Genomic DNA, 23,591 nt, shown 5'->3' with positions numbered 1-23,591 from the left:
CTACTTTTTTCACGTTTTCAATGACCTAGCAACATTCGCTACACGATAAGAGAAACTACAATGGCAACTATGAAAGACATCGCAAGGATAGCGAAAGTATCCACGTCAACCGTTTCCCATGTCATTAATAACTCTCGATTTGTTAGCGATGAAATTCGCGATAAAGTGATGCATGTTGTTAAGGAACTGAATTACACACCTTCCGCCCTCGCACGCAGTCTAAAAGTCAAAGAAACCAAAACAATCGGCTTATTAGTCACCGCCACCAATAACCCTTTCTTTACTGAAGTCGTCAGCGGCGTAGAACAATATTGTCACCAGCATCACTATAATTTAATTCTCTCGAACACAGAGGGCGATACGGAGCGCCTACGCCATAATTTACAAACCCTCATTCAAAAGCAAGTAGATGGTTTGTTACTGATGTGTTCCGATGCCCGTATTCAAATTGGTAAAGATTTGAATGTCAATTTACCCTTTGTGGTAATGGACTGGTGGCCTACAGAAGAAAAAGCGGACAAAATTTACGAAAACTCCGAGTATGGTGGTTACTTAGCCACTAAGCAGCTGATTGAAAAAGGGCACCAACACATTGCGATTATTACCGGTAATTTAAAAAAGTCACTTGCACAGAATCGACTAGATGGTTACAAAAAAGCCCTAAAAGAAGCCAATATTCCCTTACGCGAAGACTGTATCATTGAAAGCCATTTTGATTTTGAAGGCGGCAAACGCGGTATGGAGAAAGTGCTCGCGTTACAGCCACGCCCAACTGCCGTCTTTGCTTGTAGTGATAGTATTGCCTTTGGTGCGTATCAAACGGTTTGGCATCAAGGTCTCCATATTCCACAAGACATTTCTATCATCGGCTACGATAATATTACCTTAGCCGAATATATGTCGCCGCCCCTAACCACGATCAATCAACCTAAAGCGGAATTAGGTAAATTAGCCGTAGAAACCTTACTCCAGCGGATCAAAAATCCAACAGCAAAACACCGTACATTATTACTTGAACCTCAATTAGTTTGGCGAGAATCTGTTAGACAGCTGTATCAAGAAAAACGTGGGTAAATCCCACGTTTTATTTAAGGTGTGAGCTCAACAGGCTTAATAATTTCACTTGGATAACAGCCCAATACTTTTAAATAATGACTATATTGTTTTAGCTCGTCTAAAGCTTGCTGTGTCTCCGGATTATGAATATTCGCCTCAATTTCAAGATAAAACATTTCTTCCCATGGCTTACCATAGATTGGACGCGATTCCAGTTTGGTCATATTAATTTGATGCTTTTTAAACACGAATAAAGCATCAACTAATGCCCCCGCTTGTTGCGATGTGGTCATCAACAATAGCGTTTTCGTGTGAATCTGTGGTGACACTTGCAATGGTTTCTTCGCTACCACAATGAAACGAGTAATATTGTTGGGTTGGTTGGCTATATCTGATTTCAATACCGTTAAACCGTATAACGCCCCGCCATCCGCATTTCCTAACGCTGCAATATTCGGCTTATTTAAGCTTGCCACTAATTGCATCGCATGAGAGCTGCTTTCACAATATTCAATGTGAACACGTTCTAAGCCTTTAATAAATTGGCTACATTGTTGGATAACTTGCGGATGACTATATAATGTTTCAATTTGATTCAAATCATCCTGTCCATTCACTAAGACACAATGCCGAATCGGATACGCCAGCTCACCTACTAAAGAAAGATCGGTATGTTGCAATAAATCATACACTTCATTAATAGCACCCGACGTGGTATTTTCCAGAGGTAACACACCATAATCTGCCTCGCCTGCGCTGACTTTCTCAAAAATCTCATCAAATGAGCGACAGCTCAGTTCCACAAAGGTTTCTTGATAACGCGTTGCATAACTTCTCGCCGCCAAATGTGAATAAGAGCCACGTTTGCCTAAAAACGCAATATGGATATTCTGTTCACGTTGCGCATTCAGTTTTTTTTGCAAATAAACTTGTTGTGTGGCAACGGAATCTTCAATAATACGCTGAAAAATATCGGTAATATATTGTGCTTCTAATTGGTAGTTTTGATTTTCAGCAAATTGAATGAGTTCTTGCAACAATTGTTGTTCACGCTCAAGATCACGAAGGGGTTTCTGCGTGATTTCTTTACTGCGCGCCACATCAAAGGCTAAGCGATGACGCTCTGACAATAATTTCAATAAATTTCGATCAAGTTGTGTGATCTGTTGACGAATCTCACTTAAATCCAAAGACATATCCTTTCCTGTAGGCTGAAAATTTAGCAAAAACGGACCGCACTTTACTGCCTCTTAAAGTGCGGCATATAGAATTTCGTTAACGGCTTGGCGATCTAAATGTTGATGTTCACCTAAGTTATACGCCTGATGTTCGGCTAATTTGTCTAAAATAACAGAAAATTGGCTATCATCAATAGCATAATCAGAAAAACGTGTTTTTACCCCCATTTGTTCAAAAAATTGGCGTGTTTTTTCAATCGAAACCTGTATAGCCTGTTCTTCATCACCTTGATAATTCCAAACACGTTGCGCAAATTGAATCAGTTTTTCTCGCTTATTGGCTTTTTGATGCTGCATCAAGGCTGGCACAATAATCGCGAGCGTTTGAGCATGATCCAAACCATAAAGAGCAGTAAGTTCGTGTCCAATCGCGTGTGATGCCCAATCTTGTACCACACCCACACCTAAAATCTCATTCAATGCCATGGTCGCAGCCCACATGATATTCGCTCTTGCATCATAATCTGTTGGATTAGCTAACACTTTCGGTCCTTCCTCAATTAAGGTTTGAAAAACACCTTCAGCGAAGCGATCTTGAATTTTTGCTTGCTGAGGATAGGTCATATACTGCTCAAACGTATGCACAAAAGCATCGACCACCCCATTGGCAGTTTGTTTTTCAGGTAGAGAATAGGTCGTTGTCGGATCTAATACCGCAAAGACAGGTCGGACTAAAGGGGAAGCAAAGGACAATTTATCCCCAGTTTGTTGACGACTTATCACCGCATAACCATTCATTTCCGATCCTGTTGCAGGCAATGTCATAATGCATCCAAGGGGTAACGCATATTGTACGGGGTGGTGTTTGGCTAAAATATCCCAAGGTTCGCCTACGAACTTCACCGCACTTGCAATAAATTTACTGCCATCGAGCACCGAACCACCGCCTACGGCTAAAATAAAATCTAAGTTTTCTTGTTTCACAATCTCAATGGCTTTCATTAACGTTTCATAACGTGGGTTAGGTTCGATCCCCGAAAACTCGCGCCAATAGAACCCCGCCAAAGCATTTTCCACTTGGGCAAACACGCCATTTTTCTTTACACTGCCACCGCCTGTTGTGACTAAAATCCGCGCATCTTGAGGAATATGCTCACGAATCGCCTGAATTTGTCCTTCGCCAAAAAGTGCTAAGGTAGGTAATTGAAATGTAAAGTTAAGCATAATTGTTCTCCTCTGTTCTTTCATTGCGTTCTCGCTTAAACACACAATGAGATAAAATAACACGGATATTGGGAAATCAATCTCCACAATATCAAAAAGAAAAAAGCTATACTTCGTGAGAAATATAGCTTTTTCATGCAAAATGAATAACGTTAAATCAGCACTTGTGTTGGCGCTTCATAACCATGTGGAACGGCTTGTTTGTCATCAAATGTCACAAACTCCCACGCTTCTTGATTAGCTAAAACCGCACGCAATAATTTGTTATTTAGCCCATGACCGGATTTATAGGCTTTAAAGTCACCGATAATGTTATAACCCGCCATGTATAAATCACCAATGGCATCTAACATTTTATGACGTACAAGTTCATCTTTAAAACGTAAGCCGTCTTCGTTCAAAATACGATAATCGTCTAACACAATCGCATTATCTAAACTGCCACCTAGCGCTAAACCTTGCGATTGAAGATATTCAATATCTTTCATAAAGCCAAAAGTTCTTGCACGGCTAATTTGTTGAACAAAGGCTTGTGCGGAGAAATCCATCACATAATTACGCACATCTTTACCAATCGCAGGGTGCTCAAAGTCAATGGTAAAGTCTAAGCGGAATCCATTATATGGCGTGAACTCTGCCCATTTATCGCCATCCTCAACACGAACTTTTTGTTTGATGCGAATAAATTTTTTCGCTGCGTTTTGCTCTTCAATACCCGCATCAAGTAAAAGGTAAATAAACGGACTGGCGCTACCATCCATAATTGGAATTTCCGGCGCATCCACTTCAATAATCACGTTATCAATACCTAATCCAGCTAACGCGGCATTCAAATGTTCAACCGTTGAAATACGCACGCCTTCTTCATTCACTAAACAAGTACACAGCATTGTATCACGTACAGCATTGGCATTTGCCGGGAACGTCACTGGCGGATTTAAATCCGTACGACAGTAGATGACACCCGTATTTGCCATAGCGGGACGTAACGTCAAGGTTACTTTATTACCACTATGTAAGCCTACGCCGGTGACTTTAATGCTCTGTTTTAATGTTCTTTGCTTAATCATATCTTTCTCTTAACTTATTGTGATAACAACAAGGTTAATTTCAATTTATTTATCTGTATTGCGGATGAAATTTTGCACATTAAACAAATTTTCATCTTTTTGCAAGTTATTTGATGTACGCGCTGTGATTGGCGTATCCAAAATACTGGTTTTGGTTAAATCTGTTGGTCGTGGTGGTACATGCCCTTGCTGAGCCCCATAACCAGAACTTGGAGTCGGATGACCACTCAAATTCGCGGGTTGTAACGGTCTTGACTCACCGACCGTGTGTTGAATAGGCTGTTGTTGACGATGTGGCATCGGCATCTCTGGCGCTTCAATATCGCCAATACCTGTCGCAACAATGGTCACACGAATTTCATCAACCATTTCAGGCACTAGCGTGGTACCAATTACAACAGTGGCTTCTTCTGAGGCAAACTCAGCGACGGTCTTACCGACTACATTAAATTCATCAAGCCCGAGATCCATACCCGATGTGATATTAACTAATACCCCTTTAGCGCCGGATAAATCAACACGTTCTAATAAATCACTTTTCACTGCAATGCGTGTCGCTTCTTCAGCACGACCTTCGCCAGCCGTACCTTTACAAGAACCAAAGCCAATCATCGCTTGTCCCATTTCTGACATCACCGTACGCACGTCAGCAAAGTCCACGTTGATTAACCCTGGAGAGGTAATCATATCCGAAATCCCAGTCACAGAATTACGTAACACATCATTAGCCGCAGAGAAAGCTTGAAGCAACGTCGCATTTTTAGGTAACGCTTTAGCCAGTTGCTCATTTGGAATAATAATCAGAGAATCGACGTGTTTAGAAAGTTCTTTAATCCCCATTTCAGCAAATAACATCCGTTTTTTGCCTTCAAAAGAGAACGGTTTTGTGACGACAGCAACAGTTAAAATACCCAGTTCTTTAGCAATTTGTGCAACGATTGGCGCGGCACCTGTTCCTGTACCACCGCCCATGCCCGCTGCGATAAAGACCATATCTGCCCCTTCAAGCATCGCCCGAATAGCTTCTTGGTCATCTTCTGCCGCTTTACGTCCAACATTCGGATTGGCACCTGCACCTAAACCTTTTGTTGTTGAACCACCAATTTGGACGGTTTGCTGAACTTGGCTTTTACGTAAAGCTTGTGCATCCGTGTTCACAGCATAAAAAATAATTTTGCCATGTTCATCTGAATTCATGACTGCTTCATCTAAAAGTGTTCCACCAATATCATTTTTAATCATATTGGCTACCATGTGGTTAACAGCGTTACCGCCACCACCACCGACGCCCACAACTTTAATGAGAGCTCCGTCCATTTCACCAAGATCATAATCTACTGGTTCAAACATATTCATTCTCCGTCAATGCTAATTCTCTGCTAGCACATTATTAAAACCTAAATATTTCTTATTGTAGATGAAAAATAGGAATTCTCAAAACTCTGAACCTACTTTCTTTGCAATTTTTTTCATTCCAGACCAAAGGGAACCAAAAAAACCACTTTCATTACTATAAGCATCATTAATTGGGCTTTCATCATTGCTACTATATTCATACTGTAATAAGCCAAGTACTGTAGAATATTGTGGTTTTTTCTCTACGAGATGAGTAACCCCAGTAATATTGAGTGGATTACCAATACGTACATGCAAACCAAATACATCCGTTGCACATTCTTTCAAGTCTTTAATTTGCGCGCCACCGCCGGTGATAACAATACCCGCGATTAACTCAAATTTCATTTGTTTACTTTCTAAATCATATTTAAGCTGAATGAGTTCTTCTTTGACTAATTCAAGAATCTCACGATAACGCCCCGCGGTGACATTAGATAAACGTGTTTTTGAACAACGCTCAATCACACTGCCATCAATACTCATAACATCAAATTGTTCTTCTGGGTTTTGTCTTGGTGGTGTCACCGCACTACCGTATTTGACTTTAATATTCTCAGCTTCAACACGAGAGGTTGTTAAATCATACGCAATATCATCAGTCACACGATTGCCAGCATAAGGGATGACTTTACTGAAACGTAATGCACCATTGGTATACACCATCACTTCCATGGTACCTGCACCAAAATCAATCAAGCACACCCCTAAATCTTTCTCATCTTCAGTTAACACCGAATGGCTTGTTGCAATTCCAGAGAAAATCACTTTGTCAATTTTCAGTTTACAGCGTTCAACCGCTTGACGTAAGTTATTTAGCCAATCTTGGTGGCAAGCAATTAAATGCACATTAGAAGTTAAACGACCACCTTGAAAACCCAGTGGATTCTTAATATTTTTTTGCTGATCAACGGCATATTCTTGTGGCAAACGATGCAACACCACTAATCCTTCTGGCATTTTGATTGAACTCGCTGTATGCAAGGCCGCATCAATATCTTCTTGTGTCACTTCTGTATCTGCAATCGGCGCAGCACCACTGTCATTCCAACTTTGAATATGTTGACCAGTTATCGCTAACGTAACACTAATAATTTCACAATCTGCCACCGACTCTGCTAATTCAATCGCTCTTTGTACTGAAGTCACAACCGCATTTAAATCGGTAATATTGCCCTTATCAATGCCTTTAGCAGGACAACTGCCAACTCCTAAAATATTCACTACGCCATCAGGTAAAAGTTCACCGACTAAAGCCACGACTTTAGATGTCCCCACCTCTAATCCAACAATAATTTTTGATTCCACAATTTTTGCCATTTTTATCACTTTACATCGTCTAAAACTAATTTATGTCAGCCTCTGAAAATCCTACTGCTGCCCCAACACTATATCGCAAATCGACATAAGATAATTTTTTATTTTCAGGTATCTCAATTTGTGGGTAAATGGTCACAAAACGATCTAATTTTGCTTTCCATTCTCCTCTGCCTAATTTTAATACAAGATTATTATCAAGTACAATTTGCCATGCGCCGCGATCATCAATGGCGATTGCCTTTAGCGCTAACCCTTTCTCTTTTAAATTGAGATACACTTGATTCCACGCTTGTAATACTTTCGCACTTTGATAATCGGGTCCTGACAAGTGCGGTAAATTTTTTTCTTTTAATTTATCAAAAGGTAATTGGAAAATTGCCCCATCGCTTGAGAGAAATTCAGCGTCGTTCCAAATCGCAATTGGCGTATGTTCCGCTAAGGCAATACTGAGTTTATCTGGCCATATTTTGCGTACCACCGCCCCTTTTATCCAAGGCATGGTTTCAATTTGTTCGCGTACGGCATCAATGTCTTGACCAAAAAAACCTTTTAAATCGCCCATTTTCAATACTACATCACGAATATCATCGTAAGTGGTAAACGTCGGTGTTCCCGTTAAAATAAAGGCACTAATGGGTTTACTATCAAGTTTATCCATAAGCTGCTGCCAGTTTGCATAAGCATAAAAAAACACAGCAATACAACATAGCAAAAAGGCCAATTTAAGGTTCTTTATCATCCCTATCTTGGTCTCATTGCTTTTTTTAACGCCCTGTGTTGTTTTACGTTTTAAGCCTTTCATTCAGCACTCAACTCCAAAATCTTCACAACCAGTTGCTCAAATGAATAGCCGACTGTTGCAGCGGATTTAGGAAATAAACTATGACTTGTCATGCCCGGGTTAGTATTCACTTCCACTAAACGGAACGCATCATTGCCATCTAACATCACATCAATACGGCTCCAACCACGGCATCCCACCACATCATAAGCTTGTTTCACCAATTGTTTTAATTCATCTTCACGTTCAGCACTTAAGCCAGATGGACAAAAATATTGGGTATTATCTGAAATGTACTTCGCTTCATAATCATAAAATTCACCCTCTGGCACAATACGAATAGAAGGTAGCACTTCATTATCTAATACAGGAACCGTAAATTCGGCACCGGATAACCACTCTTCAATTAAGACCGTATCATCGTATTTTAAGGCAAAATCGACCGCACTTTTCAGATCTTCCACCCGTTTTACTTTGGTTAACCCTACACTAGAGCCTTCTAATGAAGGTTTCACCATTACAGGTAAGCCTAACTTTTCGACAACAGCACTAGGATTAAGTTCTCCCACATTGGCTTTTGTCACAATTTCCATCTCAGCAACTGGCAAACCAAAAGCTTTCCACAGCATTTTTGTTCGCATTTTATCCATTGTCAGTGCTGAGGTCATGACGCCACACCCCGTGTAGGGGATACCAATCTGTTCTAATAGTCCCTGCATGGTGCCATCTTCACCGCCACGACCATGTAAAATATTAAAAACGCGATCAAAACCCTGTTCTTTTAAAGTCGCTACAGGAAAAGTTTTCGGATCGATAGGGTGAGCATCAAAGCCAGCACTCAGTAACGCATTGAGCACCGCCTGACCTGAATCCAAAGAAACCTCACGCTCTGCTGAAGTGCCCCCTAATAACACTGCAATTTTTTCTTGTTTTAATGTTTTTTTCATTGTACCACCTATTCTTTGGTCCAAGTTTCTGCTAATTGACGCGCAATTTTACTTACATTACCCGCACCCTGTGCCAAAATTAAATCCCCATCTTGTAAAACTTGATCTAGAATCTCTCCTAACTGACGATGGTCAGAGACAAAAATAGGATCGACCTTACCTAAGTTACGAATAGAACGACACAAAGAACGGCTATCTGCGCCGGCAATCGGCGTTTCACCAGCCGCATACACATCTAACATAATTAAGACATCCACTTGCGAAAGCACTTGGACAAAATCATCAAATAAGTCACGTGTTCTTGAATAACGATGCGGTTGAAAAATCATCGCAATACGCTTATTTTCCCAACCTTGGCGTGCGGCTTGAATGGTCACGCCCACTTCCGTTGGATGATGACCATAATCATCGACTAACATCACCTTGCCATTTGGACGAATAAATTGACCAAGTTGATCAAATCGACGTCCTGCTCCTTGGAAATCGGCTAAGGCTGCAAGAATCGCTTCATTACCAATACCTTCTTCTTTCGCTACCACTAGCGCCGCCGTGGCATTCAATGCATTATGGCGACCTGGTACATTCAACAACACATCAATGCGCTCACCACTTGGCGTAATGACAGTGTAGTGCCCTTGGAATCCTGTTTGCTGATAATCTTCAATGCGATAATCCGCTTTTTCACTGAAGCCATAGGTAATCACTTGGCGTCCAACTTTGGGTGTCAGTTCAGTTAATACATCATCATCCGCACACAACACCGCCAGTCCATAAAATGGCAAATTATGTAAGAAATTCACATAGGTGTGTTTCATCTCTTCAAAACTGCCGTGATACGTTTCCATATGATCGGGTTCAATGTTAGTGACTACAGACACCATAGGCTGCAAATGTAAAAATGAAGCATCACTTTCATCTGCTTCGGCAATTAAGTAACGGCTACAACCTAAATGGGCATTTGTCCCTGCAGACTTCACTAATCCGCCATTTACGAAAGTCGGATCCAAGCCTGCTTCAGCATAAATCATTGAAATCATTGCTGTAGTCGTCGTCTTACCATGTGTACCCGCCACCGCAATACCATGACGAAAACGCATAATTTCAGCCAACATTTGTGCACGCTGAATAACCGGAATACGTCTTTCTTGCGCTGCGACGACTTCAACATTATCTGCTCTTATCGCACTTGACACCACAACCACACTTGCCCCATCGATATTCTCTGCCGCATGCGAGAAAGCAATCTTGGCACCTAAGGACGTTAAGCGTGCCGTGACCGCACTTTCCATAATATCCGAGCCAGTGACAAAATAACCTTCATTTAATAACACTTCTGCAATTCCGCCCATACCAGCGCCGCCAATACCAACAAAATGGATCTGACGAACACGGCGCATTTCCGGGATCATATCTCTTACCCGTTGCTGAAAAGCTTTACCACATTTTGAATTCATCATTTACACGTTCCTAATCTTGATTCGCTTCTTCGATAATCACTTCCGCGACACGTTGTGCGGCGAGTGGGGTTGCCATGGCTTTTGCTTTAATTGCCATTTGTTGCAAGGTTTCACGATCGAATTGCGTTAATACACTCACTAATTTCTCCGCAGTCAATTCTGCTTGTGGAATAATGGTTGCCGCACCGGCATCCGCTAAATATTTCGCATTTAAATACTGTTGTTGATCTTTATGCTGAAATGGCACAAAAATCGCTGCTGCGCCTACTGCAGCAAGTTCACTTACGGTTAAAGCACCTGAACGACAAATGACGATATCTGCCCAAGCATAGGCGTCTGCCATATTATCAATAAATTCCGTGATGGTGACCGAAGCATGTTCTGGATACAATGTCGTGACTTGCTCAACGGCACCTTGCCCAACTTGATGACGAACTTCAAGTTTGTCGGATAATTGTGCAACAACATTGGGCAACGTTTGATTAAGGACTCTTGCGCCCTGACTACCGCCTACCACGAGTACACGTAATTTCCCTTCTCGCCCTGCAAAACGTTGTTCTGGCGTAGGTTGAGAAAACAATGTTTGTCGTACGGGATTACCAACTACTTCCGCATTGGGAAACGCAGTTGGAAAGGCTTGTAAAACACGTCTGGCAATTTTTGCTAACCAACTATTGGTTAAGCCTGCTACCGCATTTTGCTCATGTAAAATCACAGGGATGCCACATAATTTTGCCGCAATGCCACCCGGACCAGACACATAGCCCCCCATGCCTAATACAGCATGCGGTTGATAAGCTTTAATAATTTTACGTGCCTGTAATATTGCTCTAAAAATACTAAAAGGCGCACTCAGTAAAGCTTTTATCCCTTTACCGCGTAAGCCTGAAATTTGGATAAATTGAATAGGGATATGATGTTTTGGCACTAATTGCGCTTCCATACGATCCGCCGTCCCTAACCAACAAATATCCCACCCTTGTTGTTGTAAATATTGTGCCACCGCAATCGCAGGGAAAACATGCCCTCCGGTCCCACCTGCCATGACTAATAATCTTTTCTTTTGTTCGCTCACATCCCGTCCCTTTGCTTTATGCACCCACAAAAACCACGTGATTTTTGCCTTCAAAGTGCGGTCGTTTTTTGTAAATTTTAATCATCCCGTAAACGTGCTTGCCCAATTCGCATTAATCGATTTTCATGATCAATTCGCAGTAACAAGCCAATGGTCATAGACATAATAATTAAACTGGAGCCACCATAACTGATGAGCGGAAAGGTTAAACCTTTGGTAGGTAACAAGCCGAGAGACATCCCTAAATTGACAAAACCTTGGAAGAAAATCCAAAAGCTGATACCAAAGGCAAAGAAACCTTTAAAGCGTTGTTCTAATAATAAGGATTCCCGCCCAATTTTCATGGCACGGAAAATTAACAGCCCGAGTAATATCACAATCACTAAAATGCCTAAAAAACCGAACTCCTCGCCCACTACTGCCATCACGAAGTCAGTATGCGCTTCAGGTAAATATTCTAATTTTTGAATGGAATTCCCGAGTCCTTCTCCTACCCATTCACCGCGCCCAAATGCCATTAAAGAGTTAGAGAGTTGGAAACCGGTACCGTAGGGATCTTTGAAAGGATCAAGAAAACCCGTGAAACGTTTTAAACGATAAGCGGAAGATAAAACTAACCACACAAACAAAAGTCCACCAAACGCCATTAACCCAACAAACTGCCAAAAGTTAGCCCCAACAATAAATAATAGTCCGAAAGTAATCACAAAAAGAACGACGGTACTGCCGAGATCAGGCTGTGATAATAAAAAGAGTCCCATCAATCCCATCAACGCAAAGGGCTTAAATGCACTGAGTTTACGACTTCTCACCTCATCATATTTACGCGTAAAATAGCTGGCTAAAAAACACGTCAGCGCCAATTTCGCAAATTCTGCTGGCTGGAAGTTAAATAACACCATCGGAATCCAACGACGCGCCCCATTTACGGATAAGCCAATGCCAGGAATAAGTACTAGAATCAACAGAAAAATAGCAAAAGCAAATAAGCGGACATGCCATTGTTCCCATTTCTCCATTGGCACTTGCACACACAGATAACAGGTCACACAGGAAAGAAATACATAAATCGCATCACGCTTGGCGAAGTAAAACGGATCTTTAAATAAGCGGGTTCCCACTGGAATAGACGCAGAAGAAACGGCCAATAAGCCAATTAAAAGTAAAACAAAAAAGAGCAACAGCAAGGCACGATCGTATAACAAATTGCTCGGTGTGATACGCGTCCAATCCTCATATTGCTGCTTTACTTTATCTAAAAATGGCATACTGCTTTCACCTAACTTACTTTTGCTAAACGTGTAAATTCATCACCACGTTGTTCGAAACTGCTAAACTGATCTAAACTGGCACAAGCAGGAGAAAGTAAAACCATATCACCTGCTGACAAGGTTGGGCGTAAGGCGTTGATCGCTTCTTCCATTGTGCTAAAACGTTGACTTCTTGGCGAGAGTGCTGCAAGTTGTTCGCCATCTTGACCAAAACAATAGCAAATAATATTCGGTTGATTAATTAAACTGGCTAATTCCGAAAAATCCGCACCTTTACCATCACCACCGAGTAACAAATGCAATGTCCCGTTTAACTGTAAGCCAGTTAACGCGGCAACAGTACTGCCCACATTGGTGGCTTTTGAATCATTCACCCAGCGTACACCATGGGCAAAATGAGCTAATTGGAAACGGTGATCTAGCCCGTTAAACTCACGCAATGCACGACGAATACTCTCTAATGGAATACCGGCAGCCTGTGCTAATGCGATGGCCGCCAGTGCATTCATATAGTTATGACGTCCAACTAATTTCATCTCATCACAAGCCAACACCCGTTCGTCTTTCGCCATCAAATATGACCGCCCTTTTTCGGTTTTTAACCAATAATCAGCATTGTCTTCGCCAAAGCTTACTCCATTTTTTAATCCGTCCATTGCGGTTAGTGCATCTTCCGCATTAATCACCGCAGTTTGGGCATGATGATAGATTTTTAATTTTGCTTGGCGATAGTCTTCTAAGTCCACATAGCGATTCATGTGATCTTCACTAATATTTAACACCGTTGCAGAAGTGGCTTTTAAGCTGTATGTCGTTTCTAGTTGGAAACTGGATAATTCCAATACATACATATCATGTGCTTGTTCTAATAACGACAGTGCAGGAATACCAATATTACCGCCCATGCCAACCTTCAAACCCGTCGCATTTACCATGTGCGCAACAAGTGATGTCACAGTGCTTTTGCCATTTGAGCCCGTAATCGCAATAATCGGCTTTTTCGCTTCACGGCAGAACAACTCAATATCGCCAATCACCTCAATACCTGCTGCAAGTGCGGTCTGAATTTCTGGTGTTTTGACCGCTAATCCTGGACTAATAATAATCAGATCACTCTCGAGTAACCATTGTTGGTTTAAACTGCCAGTATGCAACGGTACATTTTTTGCCAATTGTTCCGCCCCTGCAGGCTGCATTCTCGTATCAATCACACGCACATCCGCTTGTTTTGCCAGTAGGAAATCAACACAAGATAGCCCTGTTTTCCCCAAACCAATCACGGTAACTTTTTTATTTTTATAAGACGTTTGCATAAGATATCGTTTTGTGTTTTAGCGAAGTTTTAAGGTAACGAGCCCAACAAGGACCAGCATTAAGGAAATAATCCAAAAGCGGACGATCACGCGTGGTTCTGGCCAGCCTTTTAACTCAAAATGATGATGAATGGGTGCCATACGAAAAATACGCTGTTTACGTAATTTATAAGACCCCACCTGTAAGATAACGGAGAGTGTCTCGACCACAAATACCCCGCCCATAATGACTAATAAGAATTCTTGGCGGACTAACACCGCAACCACTCCCAAGGCGCCTCCTAAGGCTAATGAGCCAACATCGCCCATGAAAACTTGCGCCGGATAAGTATTAAACCAGAGAAAACCAAGCCCTGCGCCCACAATCGCCGTACAGAACACCACTAATTCAGCACTAAATTTGATATAAGGAATGTGTAAATATTCTGCAAAATTCACGTTACCGGTTGCCCACGCAATCAACGCAAATGCTCCCGCGACTAAGACCGTCGGCATAATTGCTAATCCATCTAAACCGTCAGTGAGGTTGACGGCGTTGCTGGTTCCCACAATCACAAAGTAAGTCAGAATAATATAGAATAAACCTAATTGTGGCATGATTTCTTTAAAGAAAGGCACGACTAAACGGGTTGCATCCGTATCTTTACCAATCGCATACATGCCAAAGGCGGCAACAAGCGCAATCACAGATAACCAGAAATATTTCCAGCGTGCAATTAAGCCATCGGTATTTTTACGGGTAATCTTACGGTAATCATCCACGAACCCAATTGCCCCATAACCTAATAACACAAACAAGCTAAACCAGACGTAAGGATTCGCCAAATTCGCCCATAATAAAGTACTTACAGTAATCGCAAATAAAATCATGACACCGCCCATAGTTGGCGTGCCACGTTTACTAAAATGACTTTCCGGTCCATCATGACGAACTTCTTGACCAAATTTGAGTAGCTGTAAACGACGAATGACTTTCGGACCAATCCACAACGAGACCAAAAGTGCGGTTAATAACGCTAAAATGGCACGTACTGTGATATAAGAGATCACATTAAATCCGCTGTAATATTGTTGTAAAAACTCACCGAGCCAAACTAACATACAAAGTTTTCCCTTAAAGTATTAATCACATCCTCCATTTGCATTCGACGTGATCCTTTTGCTAATAAAACGATTTTTTGGTTTTCTTTTAATTTTTCACTCAACAGTTGCGTTAGTTCACGGCACAACAACGCTTTATCCGTAAAATGTTTACCTAAACATGCTTGAGAAATCACCGCACTTTCGCTGCCAAACGAGTACACCCTCTCTAATTGCGCTGCTTTCGCACATTCCGCCACCTGTTGATGACAAATTTGGCTATTTTCGCCTAATTCTGCCATATCTCCAACAACTAAAATTCGAAATGCGTCATATTTTTGTAGAACACGAATCGCTGATTGTAATGAATCCACATTGGCATTATAAGTATCATCGAGTAATAAGAGATTGTCACAAGGTTGTACTGGATATAACCGCCCTTTCACTTGTGTGCGAACTTCTAAACCTTGTTTGATTTGCGCTAATGTCGCCCCCACATTCATGGCTAACGCAGAGGCAGCTAAAGCATTTTTGACATTATGTTCCCCCAAATAAGGGAGATGAATCGTGGTTTTCCCTTGTGGTGTACATAAATCAAAAGTCGATCCCGCTTCATGAAATATAACATTATCGGCATAAAAATCGGCTGTGTTATCTTGATAAGCGAAATATTGTACCCTGTGAGCACCAATATCCTTCGCCCACGTACTGCGATAATCATGCTCTTTATTGATAATCGCCACACCATCCGGCTGTAAACCACGATAAATTTCACCTTTGGCTGTTGCCACGCCTTCAAGACTGCCAAAGCCTTCTAGATGAGCAGCAGCCACATTATTCACTAATGCCACATTCGGTTGTACTAACCCCGTGGTATAAGCGATTTCACCTTGATGATTTGCGCCTAATTCAATCACCGCAAATTGATGTTGCTCGGTTAAACGCAATAAGGTTAAAGGCACACCAATATCATTATTAAAATTACCTTGTGTAAATAAAACCTGCTCAACACCGACCGCACTTTGTAGAATGCTAGCGGTCATTTCTTTTACTGTAGTTTTGCCGGATGATCCTGTCATCGCTAGCGTGCGTGGATTCACTTGCTGTTTCACCCATTTGGCAAGTTCACCAAGTGCAATGCGTGTATCCTTAACGATCAACTGTGGCACTGAAATTTGCGTATCCGCACGCTCAACCACAAGGGCGTTTGCCCCTTGTGCGACGGCTTTATCTAAATAATTATGCGCATCAAAATGTTCACCTTTTAAGGCAAAAAAGAGTGAACTGGCAACACGCTGACGCGTATCTGTACTGATATTCTCTACAACAACATTTGCCTCGCCCACCAATTCGGCTTGTAAAATCGTTGCCAGTTGTTTTGTTGTTAATTTAAGCATGGTGATGATTTACCTTAAAATACTGTTGTACGGTTTCTTGATCAGAGAAATGCTGTTTCTGTGTGCCGATAATTTGATAGTCTTCATGCCCTTTTCCCGCAATCAGCACGACATCATCGCTATCTGCTTTTTGTAATGCCTGAATAATCGCTTGATCTCGAGCGTGGCAGACCTCAACGTGTTGCGGATGTTCAAATCCAGCCAGAATATCTTGCACAATTTGCGCCGCGGATTCAGTACGCGGATTATCATCTGTCACAATCACGTGATCAGCAAATTGCTCCGCAATTTTCGCCATGAGAGGACGTTTACCACGATCACGATCACCACCACAACCAAACACACACCACAATTTCCCCTGACAATGTAATCGCGCTGCTTGCAAAGCTTTCTCTAACGCATCTGGCGTATGCGCATAATCCACAATCACGGTAGGTTGGTTTGATGCACTTAATCTTTCCATCCGACCACACACCCCCGTTAATTGAGGCACCGTCTTCATGAGTTTTTCGATGTCATAGCCCAATGAAAGTAAGGTAGCAAACACCAACAGCAAATTACTAACATTAAACTGCCCTATCAATGCACTATGTAATTCGCCTTTTCCCCAACTTGATTCAAATTGAATTCGTGCACCTTTCTGACTAAACTGAATCGCAGTTGCTTTCAACCAATGAGCTTGATGAGGTTGGAAATCTGTCTGACAGCTGACAGCTACTGCATTGGGTTGTTCCTGTAACCAAGTTTGTCCGACGCTATCGTCTGCATTAATAATTTGGTGTCGGGAATTCAATTCGGTAAATAAGCGTTTTTTGGCCAACGCATAATTTTCCATACTTTGATGATAATCCAAATGATCACGGCTGAGATTGGTAAAAATAGCAACATCAAAGGCTAACGCTTCAACGCGGTGCTGCACTAGTCCATGTGATGAAACCTCAATCGCGGCGAAATCTGCACCTCGCGTAACAAAATCCGCTAAAGAAGCTTGAACTTCCACCGCAGATCCAGTGGTATTGGTTGCTTCTTTTACCTGCCCCAACAACCCATTACCAATCGTTCCCATCACAGCACTGCGATGCCCCAACAATGTTGTCCATTGCGCTAACAATTGCGAAATAGTAGTTTTGCCATTCGTGCCCGTCACCCCAACCAAGGTCAATTTGTACGACGGATTATCATAAAAAAGCCCCGCTAACGCAGAAAGGTGAGAGCCTAATTGATAAAACGAAATGATCGGCACCCCTTGTTCTATTTTCGTGCTCAAATGTTGCTGTGCATCCTCTGTTTCAGCCAACACCGCACTTGCCCCCTTGGCGATGGCTTGCGGAATATACTGACGTCCATCAACTTGGTGCCCCTGTAATGCAACAAAAAGACAGCCTTGCTTTACAGCCCGACTGTCTAGAATCATTTCCGTCAATTCAATATTTGGGGCAAGTTCAACTTGCCCCAAAAGTGCGGTTAATCTTCGCATAATTTCTTCTTAGTTTGTCGTTGTTCCATTATCACTATTCAAACGCACAACGCGTCTTGCCATTTTATCTTGTGGCATCGCATCTGGTGGAATATTATTCACACGTAACGCATAGCCCATAATACTGGAAAACACCGGTGCTGAAATAGCGCCCCCATAATATTGTCCCGCTTTTGGATCATTAATTAAGACAATTAACGCATAACGTGGATCAGAAATAGGTGCGACGCCGGCAGTATAAGCGATATATTTATCCACATAACGCCCATTTTCTAATTTTTTCGCCGTCCCCGTTTTAATGCCGACACGGTAACCTTCCACCATAGCTTTCTTATTTTTAATCGCCACTTTTTCCATCATATTGACCACTTCACGGGTAATCTTTTCTGGATACACGCGTTGACCAATTACGGGAGGATCCACTTTGGTAATCGAAAGTGGACGATAAATACCAAAACTACCAAGTGTCACATAAGCTCGTGCAATTTGTAATGGTGTCGCATTAATCCCGTAACCATAAGCCACGTTAGCACGTTCAATATCAGACCAACGTTTACGGTTCGCATTAAGTAAGCCAGATTGTTCACCAATTAACCCCAGATCCGTTGGTTTACCAAGTCCCGCATGCATGTAAGTTTCCATTAACGCGCTGGGTGGCATACGTAATGCTAAACGGCTCACCCCTCGGTTACTGGAATGCTCTAAAATGCCATCTAATGTTAATTGATCACGTGGTGCCACATCGCGAATTTCATGTCCATTCAACACTAAAGGTCCAGTATTAATTACTTCATTACGTTTAGCTGCACCACGTTGAAGGGCGGCAAGCACCACAAACGGTTTGACAGTAGAGCCCGGTTCAAAGGTATCTGTAATCGCTCGGTTACGCATGAAATCAGCTTTGACTCCGACACGATTATTTGGGTTATAAGACGGGGCATTCGCCATCGCTAACACTTCACCTGTTCTTACATCTACTAATACTGCCGTACCTGATTCGGCTTTATTTTCCGCCACTGCTTTTTTAATTTCGCGATAAACCATGGATTGTAATTTTTCATCAATACTTAACGTCACATCCTGTGCATCGTATTTTTTCACATCCGCGATATTTTCAACGATATTACCAAATTTATCTTTACGATACGTACGCGAACCCGATTTACCGATCAACATTGAATTAAAGCTTTTTTCAATACCTTCAATCCCATCCCCATCAATATTGGTATAACCAATTAAATGTGCGACTTCTTCGACACGAGGATAAAAACGGCGTGCTTCATTTTTAAGCACCACACCTTTTAATTTTAACTCTCTGACATAATCAGCCACAGTTGGAGAAACTTGACGTGATAAATAAACGAAACGAGATTTCGGATTTTTTTCAATCCGTTTAATCATGTCATGATATGAAATGCCGAGCACCTCAGCCAAGGCTTTCCAACGCTCTTTATCAAGGAAAGAGTTTTTGTCAAAAATATCTTTAGGATCCGCAACGATGGAATACATTGGTACACTCACAGAGAGTAATTGACCATGCCGATCGAGAATCGAACCACGAACTGATTGAATTTCTTGAATACGTAAGGAACGCTTATCCGCCTCATCAGTTAAAGTATCTGAATTGATGATTTGCACGCTGGCAGCCTTTCCAATTAATACCACCAAGCAACCAATAATGATGAGCAATGACGAAAAATAACGCCATTTTAAAAAGCTATTTTCATAAACCATTTTGGGTTTATTGAGCTTAATTGCGTCATTTTTAGCGAATCTGACTTTTTTGATTTTCTTCGTCGTATTAAATTTAACCATCTTGTTATCCCCAAATGCTACTCTAGGATCAACACTTCTTGTTCTGGCTCAACGCGCTTCATCCCTAATTGGCGCGCAATGGCTTCAATGCGGGTATTATCACTTTGCGTGGCTTCTTCTAATTTCAAATTTAAATATTCATTCTCAAGCGCTTGATGCTCAAGCACGAGCTGACCATTTTCTGCCACTAAAATTCGGGTCTGATGCGTAATCCAAATAGTGCCTAATGCAGTCATCACAATCAAAAACAACAAAGCAATGAGGGTTTTATTAGCACTAAACAAATCATCTAAAATAATATTTTGTAATGGATAACGATCTTGACTCTCTAACATCACAACTTCTCCGCTACACGTAATACTGCACTTCTAGAACGCGGATTTTGTTGTTGTTCTTGCTCTGTTGGCATAATTGCTTTACCAATCACTTTTAAAGTTTGTGTCCGCTGAATTTGATCATCACGTAAAGGCAAACCTTTAGGAATATCTTCTCCCTTACTTTGCTTACGCATAAAGTGTTTCACCATGCGATCTTCTAACGAATGAAAGCTGATAATTGCTAATCGCCCTTGTGGCGCGAGCACTTGTACAGCTGATTTCAACACGCTCTCGAGTTCATCTAATTCTGCATTAATAAAAATCCGAATCGCCTGAAAACTTCGTGTCGCAGGATGCTTATGTTTATCTTTAAAAGGCACCGTATTGGCAATCAGCTCTGCTAATTGCAAGGTTCTGCTCAATGGTTCCGTGCCATGTTGTAACGCCTGTTTGTTATAATTCACAATCGCTTGTGCAATGCGTTTGGCAAACCGTTCTTCCCCAAAGGTTTTTAACACCCAAGCTAAATCTTGTTCTGATACCTGTTGCAGCCACTCACGTGCCGATAAACCTTGTGTGGTATCCATACGCATATCAAGCGGACCATCTTTCATAAAGCTAAAGCCGCGTTCTGCTTCATCTAACTGGGGAGAAGAAACACCTAAATCCAATAAAATCCCATCGACTTTACCAACAAGATTTAATCGTTCACAAATGCGAGGAATGTCAGAAAAACTGCGATGTTCAATATGAAAACGGGGATCTTGAATCGTCTTGGCCTCAGCAATAGCACGTGGATCGCGATCAATCGCAATCAAACGCCCATTATCGGCTAAACGGGAAAGGATTAAACGAGAATGTCCACCTCGTCCAAATGTACCATCGATATAGATACCTTTTTCTTTCAAGGCTAAACCCGCTACTGCCTCATTGAGTAAGACAGTAATATGCGCAGGTGATGAAAAATGATCTTTATCGTTCATAACTATTTACCAACGGTACAAATAAAAGGAAATTAAAATAATTAAGAGAAGATAAGGCGGTGCCTAGCACCGCTTACCTTTTGCTAGTGCTGCTGTTCTATTGTGTGAAAGTTGACTTTCTTTATAATGACAGCATTTTTAATTCTTCAGATAGTGCAAACTGACCACTTGCACCCAACGCCATATCTTGTTCAATTTGAGCATGCCATTCCGCATCGCTCCAAATTTCAAATTTATTGAGTTGCCCAACAAGCATCAGGCTTTTTTCTAATTTAGCGTGAAGGCGTAAAGGTCCGCTAATTAATATCCGTCCGGCACTATCCAGTTCACATTCAGTGGCATACCCAAGCATAACGCGCTGAAGGCTACGGTGTGTGAGATCAAAATTTGCTAGTGCTGAAAGTTTTTGTTCAACTAATTCCCATTCTTTTAATGGATAAAGTAGCAAACAAGGTTGGCGAATATCGACTGTGCAGACCATTTGCCCTGCATTTTGTTCAATAATTTCAGCACGATAACGAGTCGGGATCGCAATACGTCCCTTTGAATCCAAGTTAATTGCTGATGCGCCACGAAACATAAGTTGTTTCCCTTTTTATGATTGCGACAAATGAATTTTGGGAATTTTTCCAACTTTTTACCACAAAACTCCACTTATTACCACTTTTATTCAAGTTTATTATTAGTTCGCTTAACTTGCAAGCAATTTAACGCGTTCTAATGCAAAGTTTTGTCTATTTTTTTATAGCATTAAAAAGAAAAACTGAGTTTCATCATAAAAAACGAAAAGACTAAACAGCAGAAACAAAAATGCCCTATCAATCAACGATCAACAGGGCATCGGATGAGATAAAAAACGAGATTATTGTTTGACTAAATCGTCAACCAAGGCATCAGGATCACCTTTAGCAATTGGTTTTAATAACGTAAAGAACAAGACAGTACAGAACACGGTTAAACCAATACCAATATAAACAGAAAGTTGATAGTCTAAATTAAAACCGATCTTGTTATACGCTAAGTAAGTGAAACAAACGGTACTGATGAACATTGCTGGAAGCGTACAAACCCAGTGGAATTTACCGTAACGGAATAAATACGCCGCTGCAGTCCATAACATCACCATTGCTGTCGTTTGGTTTGCCCAGCTGAAATAACGCCACAATACGCTGAAGTCAATTTTCGATACAATGAACCCTAACACAAACAATGGAACAGCAATCACTAAACGTTTCACCAATGTTTTTTGCTCAAATTTAAAGAACTCAGCAATGATTAAACGTGCTGCACGGAATGCGGTATCGCCAGAGGTAATTGGTAATACCACCACACCAAGAATTGCAAATACACCACCCACAGCACCGAGGAAGTAGATTGAAGAATCATATACAACTTTTGACGGTGAACCGGCTGCAATCGCAGCTTGTAATTCTGTTGGGTCTTGATAGAAACTTAATCCTACCGCACACCAAACTAAGGCAATCACCCCTTCAGCAATCATCGCACCATAGAAAATGAAACGACCTTCTTTTTCATTTTGTGCACAACGTGCCATTAATGGCGATTGCGTCGCATGGAAACCAGATAATGCACCACAAGAGATAGTTAAGAATAATAATGGCCAAATTGGTAAATCACCTTTTGGTTGTAAATTCTCAAAGAATTTACCCACTTCTAATCCACCTACTGTACGGAAAAACTCGATTGGCTCATTACTATTTAAATGACTGCTGACTAAGCCAAACATCATACCGAATGTCATGAACAGTAATAAAGCACCGAATAGCGGATAGATACGACCGATAATTTTATCAATCGGTAATAAAGTTGCGATGATGTAGTAAACAAAAATAATGGTTGTCCAAATCACTAAGACGGTAGCAGCATCATAACCAAATACGGTTGCAGCCGCCCCTGCGCTCTCTACGACACCCAAATTATCCATGGTAATAGTACTTAATAATTTTGCTGGACTAGCAACGAAAACCACACCAACGAGAAGTAATAACACTACCGCAAGCATATTAATAAAGGCTTTCACTGGTGCGCCTAAATAACGACCTGCTAATGTTGGCATTGACGCGCCCCCATTACGCACACTTAACATACCACAGAAGTAATCATGCACTGCACCGGCAAAAATACAACCGATCACAATCCATAACATTGCGACTGGTCCATATAAAGCACCGAGAATTGGTCCAAAGATTGGTCCTGTTCCTGCAATGTTTAATAATTGAATCAACCAAATCTTTTTAGTTGACATTGGCATGTAGTCAACACCATCGTTCATTGTATAAGCGGGTGTTGCTTTTTTTGGGTTGATCACAAAGATCTTTTCAATAAATTTGCCGTATACAAAATAGCCCAAAACTAATATTGCAACGCAAAAGAAGAACCATAACATAATAGAGTACCTATCTTAGTAGATTAAA

At 41.4% G+C, this 23,591-nt stretch carries 20 protein-coding genes; 1 reads left to right on the top strand and 19 read right to left on the bottom strand.

Translation table 11 applies throughout. The features are described from left to right. Positions 1–60: 60 nt before the first annotated feature. Positions 61–1,074, top strand: coding sequence for a substrate-binding domain-containing protein (locus KPF51_RS01815; RefSeq protein WP_005720235.1), 1,014 nt, complete (start codon positions 61–63; stop codon positions 1,072–1,074). 14 nt (positions 1,075–1,088) lie between these two features. Here KPF51_RS01815 and pheA read toward each other — a convergent pair whose 3' ends face one another. The 19 genes from pheA to KPF51_RS01720 all read right to left on the bottom strand — a co-directional run bounded on the left by pheA (position 1,089) and on the right by KPF51_RS01720 (position 23,563). Further along, entirely contained in the window at positions 1,089–2,252 is a 1,164-nt protein-coding gene (gene pheA / locus KPF51_RS01810; RefSeq protein ID WP_010906505.1) for a prephenate dehydratase, read from the bottom strand. Between the two features lie 54 nt (positions 2,253–2,306). Next, positions 2,307–3,458 (bottom strand): iron-containing alcohol dehydrogenase, encoded by a 1,152-nt coding sequence (locus KPF51_RS01805; RefSeq protein WP_005723054.1) that lies wholly within the window; start codon positions 3,456–3,458, stop codon positions 2,307–2,309. Between the two features lie 152 nt (positions 3,459–3,610). Further along, entirely contained in the window at positions 3,611–4,528 is a 918-nt protein-coding gene (gene lpxC / locus KPF51_RS01800; protein WP_005723052.1) for a UDP-3-O-acyl-N-acetylglucosamine deacetylase, read from the bottom strand. Between the two features lie 45 nt (positions 4,529–4,573). Continuing rightward, positions 4,574–5,878, bottom strand: coding sequence for a cell division protein FtsZ (gene ftsZ, locus KPF51_RS01795; RefSeq protein ID WP_005723050.1), 1,305 nt, complete (start codon positions 5,876–5,878; stop codon positions 4,574–4,576). A gap of 84 nt (positions 5,879–5,962) precedes the next feature. After that, a complete protein-coding gene (gene ftsA / locus KPF51_RS01790; protein WP_005723049.1) occupies positions 5,963–7,243 on the bottom strand; it encodes a cell division protein FtsA in 1,281 nt (426 codons plus the stop codon). 25 nt (positions 7,244–7,268) lie between these two features. Further along, positions 7,269–8,045 (bottom strand): cell division protein FtsQ/DivIB, encoded by a 777-nt coding sequence (locus KPF51_RS01785; protein ID WP_005723047.1) that lies wholly within the window; start codon positions 8,043–8,045, stop codon positions 7,269–7,271. Further along, positions 8,042–8,971, bottom strand: a complete 930-nt coding sequence (locus KPF51_RS01780; protein WP_005723044.1) for a D-alanine--D-alanine ligase — start codon at positions 8,969–8,971, stop codon at positions 8,042–8,044. Before KPF51_RS01780 ends, KPF51_RS01785 begins: the two co-directional genes overlap by 4 nt. A gap of 8 nt (positions 8,972–8,979) precedes the next feature. After that, the gene (murC, locus tag KPF51_RS01775) at positions 8,980–10,428 is read right to left on the bottom strand and encodes a UDP-N-acetylmuramate--L-alanine ligase (protein WP_005723042.1); all 1,449 of its coding nucleotides are present in this window, start codon (positions 10,426–10,428) and stop codon (positions 8,980–8,982) included. A gap of 10 nt (positions 10,429–10,438) precedes the next feature. Next, positions 10,439–11,503 carry an undecaprenyldiphospho-muramoylpentapeptide beta-N-acetylglucosaminyltransferase gene (murG, locus tag KPF51_RS01770; RefSeq protein WP_005723040.1) on the bottom strand — a complete coding sequence of 355 codons (1,065 nt, stop codon included), beginning with the start codon at positions 11,501–11,503 and terminating at the stop codon, positions 10,439–10,441. A 77-nt stretch (positions 11,504–11,580) separates the two neighbouring features. Beyond that, entirely contained in the window at positions 11,581–12,771 is a 1,191-nt protein-coding gene (gene ftsW, locus KPF51_RS01765; protein ID WP_005723039.1) for a putative lipid II flippase FtsW, read from the bottom strand. 11 nt (positions 12,772–12,782) lie between these two features. Further along, entirely contained in the window at positions 12,783–14,087 is a 1,305-nt protein-coding gene (gene murD, locus KPF51_RS01760) for a UDP-N-acetylmuramoyl-L-alanine--D-glutamate ligase (protein ID WP_005723037.1), read from the bottom strand. 18 nt (positions 14,088–14,105) lie between these two features. After that, positions 14,106–15,188, bottom strand: coding sequence for a phospho-N-acetylmuramoyl-pentapeptide-transferase (mraY, locus tag KPF51_RS01755; protein ID WP_005723035.1), 1,083 nt, complete (start codon positions 15,186–15,188; stop codon positions 14,106–14,108). Then, on the bottom strand, positions 15,182–16,564 hold the full coding sequence (murF, locus tag KPF51_RS01750) for a UDP-N-acetylmuramoyl-tripeptide--D-alanyl-D-alanine ligase (protein WP_005723033.1): 1,383 nt from the start codon (positions 16,562–16,564) through the stop codon (positions 15,182–15,184). Before murF ends, mraY begins: the two co-directional genes overlap by 7 nt. Then, entirely contained in the window at positions 16,557–18,041 is a 1,485-nt protein-coding gene (gene murE / locus KPF51_RS01745; RefSeq protein WP_061406203.1) for a UDP-N-acetylmuramoyl-L-alanyl-D-glutamate--2,6-diaminopimelate ligase, read from the bottom strand. Before murE ends, murF begins: the two co-directional genes overlap by 8 nt. A gap of 9 nt (positions 18,042–18,050) precedes the next feature. After that, complete coding sequence (gene ftsI / locus KPF51_RS01740) at positions 18,051–19,856, bottom strand: peptidoglycan glycosyltransferase FtsI (protein ID WP_005751112.1); 1,806 nt, start codon at positions 19,854–19,856, stop codon at positions 18,051–18,053. Between the two features lie 17 nt (positions 19,857–19,873). After that, positions 19,874–20,191 carry a cell division protein FtsL gene (ftsL, locus tag KPF51_RS01735; protein WP_005720207.1) on the bottom strand — a complete coding sequence of 106 codons (318 nt, stop codon included), beginning with the start codon at positions 20,189–20,191 and terminating at the stop codon, positions 19,874–19,876. Further along, positions 20,191–21,156 (bottom strand): 16S rRNA (cytosine(1402)-N(4))-methyltransferase RsmH, encoded by a 966-nt coding sequence (gene rsmH / locus KPF51_RS01730; protein WP_005722737.1) that lies wholly within the window; start codon positions 21,154–21,156, stop codon positions 20,191–20,193. Before rsmH ends, ftsL begins: the two co-directional genes overlap by 1 nt. 121 nt (positions 21,157–21,277) lie before the next feature. After that, positions 21,278–21,736, bottom strand: coding sequence for a division/cell wall cluster transcriptional repressor MraZ (mraZ, locus tag KPF51_RS01725; RefSeq protein ID WP_005720203.1), 459 nt, complete (start codon positions 21,734–21,736; stop codon positions 21,278–21,280). Positions 21,737–22,018: 282 nt separating this feature from the next. Next, positions 22,019–23,563, bottom strand: a complete 1,545-nt coding sequence (locus KPF51_RS01720) for a carbon starvation protein A (RefSeq protein WP_005720201.1) — start codon at positions 23,561–23,563, stop codon at positions 22,019–22,021. Positions 23,564–23,591 lie beyond the last annotated feature (28 nt).

The organism is Pasteurella sp. XG20 (genome assembly GCF_018968665.1).
Classification (GTDB): Bacteria; Pseudomonadota; Gammaproteobacteria; order Enterobacterales; family Pasteurellaceae; genus Pasteurella; species Pasteurella multocida.
The sequence above is the reverse complement of the archived record's forward strand: the minus strand, read 5'-3'. Positions and strand labels throughout refer to the sequence as shown.

Bases quoted from the DNA above. Each gene is read 5' to 3' on its own strand.
- KPF51_RS01815 (WP_005720235.1), top strand. From the start codon at position 61: ATGGCAACTATGAAAGACATCGCAAGGATAGCGAAAGTATCCACGTCA.
- pheA (WP_010906505.1), bottom strand. From the start codon at position 2,252: ATGTCTTTGGATTTAAGTGAGATTCGTCAACAGATCACACAACTTGAT.
- KPF51_RS01805 (WP_005723054.1), bottom strand. From the start codon at position 3,458: ATGCTTAACTTTACATTTCAATTACCTACCTTAGCACTTTTTGGCGAA.
- lpxC (WP_005723052.1), bottom strand. From the start codon at position 4,528: ATGATTAAGCAAAGAACATTAAAACAGAGCATTAAAGTCACCGGCGTA.
- ftsZ (WP_005723050.1), bottom strand. From the start codon at position 5,878: ATGTTTGAACCAGTAGATTATGATCTTGGTGAAATGGACGGAGCTCTC.
- ftsA (WP_005723049.1), bottom strand. From the start codon at position 7,243: ATGGCAAAAATTGTGGAATCAAAAATTATTGTTGGATTAGAGGTGGGG.
- KPF51_RS01785 (WP_005723047.1), bottom strand. From the start codon at position 8,045: ATGAAAGGCTTAAAACGTAAAACAACACAGGGCGTTAAAAAAAGCAAT.
- KPF51_RS01780 (WP_005723044.1), bottom strand. From the start codon at position 8,971: ATGAAAAAAACATTAAAACAAGAAAAAATTGCAGTGTTATTAGGGGGC.
- murC (WP_005723042.1), bottom strand. From the start codon at position 10,428: ATGATGAATTCAAAATGTGGTAAAGCTTTTCAGCAACGGGTAAGAGAT.
- ftsW (WP_005723039.1), bottom strand. From the start codon at position 12,771: ATGCCATTTTTAGATAAAGTAAAGCAGCAATATGAGGATTGGACGCGT.
- murD (WP_005723037.1), bottom strand. From the start codon at position 14,087: ATGCAAACGTCTTATAAAAATAAAAAAGTTACCGTGATTGGTTTGGGG.
- mraY (WP_005723035.1), bottom strand. From the start codon at position 15,188: ATGTTAGTTTGGCTCGGTGAGTTTTTACAACAATATTACAGCGGATTT.
- murF (WP_005723033.1), bottom strand. From the start codon at position 16,564: ATGCTTAAATTAACAACAAAACAACTGGCAACGATTTTACAAGCCGAA.
- murE (WP_061406203.1), bottom strand. From the start codon at position 18,041: ATGCGAAGATTAACCGCACTTTTGGGGCAAGTTGAACTTGCCCCAAAT.
- ftsI (WP_005751112.1), bottom strand. From the start codon at position 19,856: ATGGTTAAATTTAATACGACGAAGAAAATCAAAAAAGTCAGATTCGCT.
- ftsL (WP_005720207.1), bottom strand. From the start codon at position 20,191: ATGTTAGAGAGTCAAGATCGTTATCCATTACAAAATATTATTTTAGAT.
- rsmH (WP_005722737.1), bottom strand. From the start codon at position 21,156: ATGAACGATAAAGATCATTTTTCATCACCTGCGCATATTACTGTCTTA.
- mraZ (WP_005720203.1), bottom strand. From the start codon at position 21,736: ATGTTTCGTGGCGCATCAGCAATTAACTTGGATTCAAAGGGACGTATT.
- KPF51_RS01720 (WP_005720201.1), bottom strand. From the start codon at position 23,563: ATGTTATGGTTCTTCTTTTGCGTTGCAATATTAGTTTTGGGCTATTTT.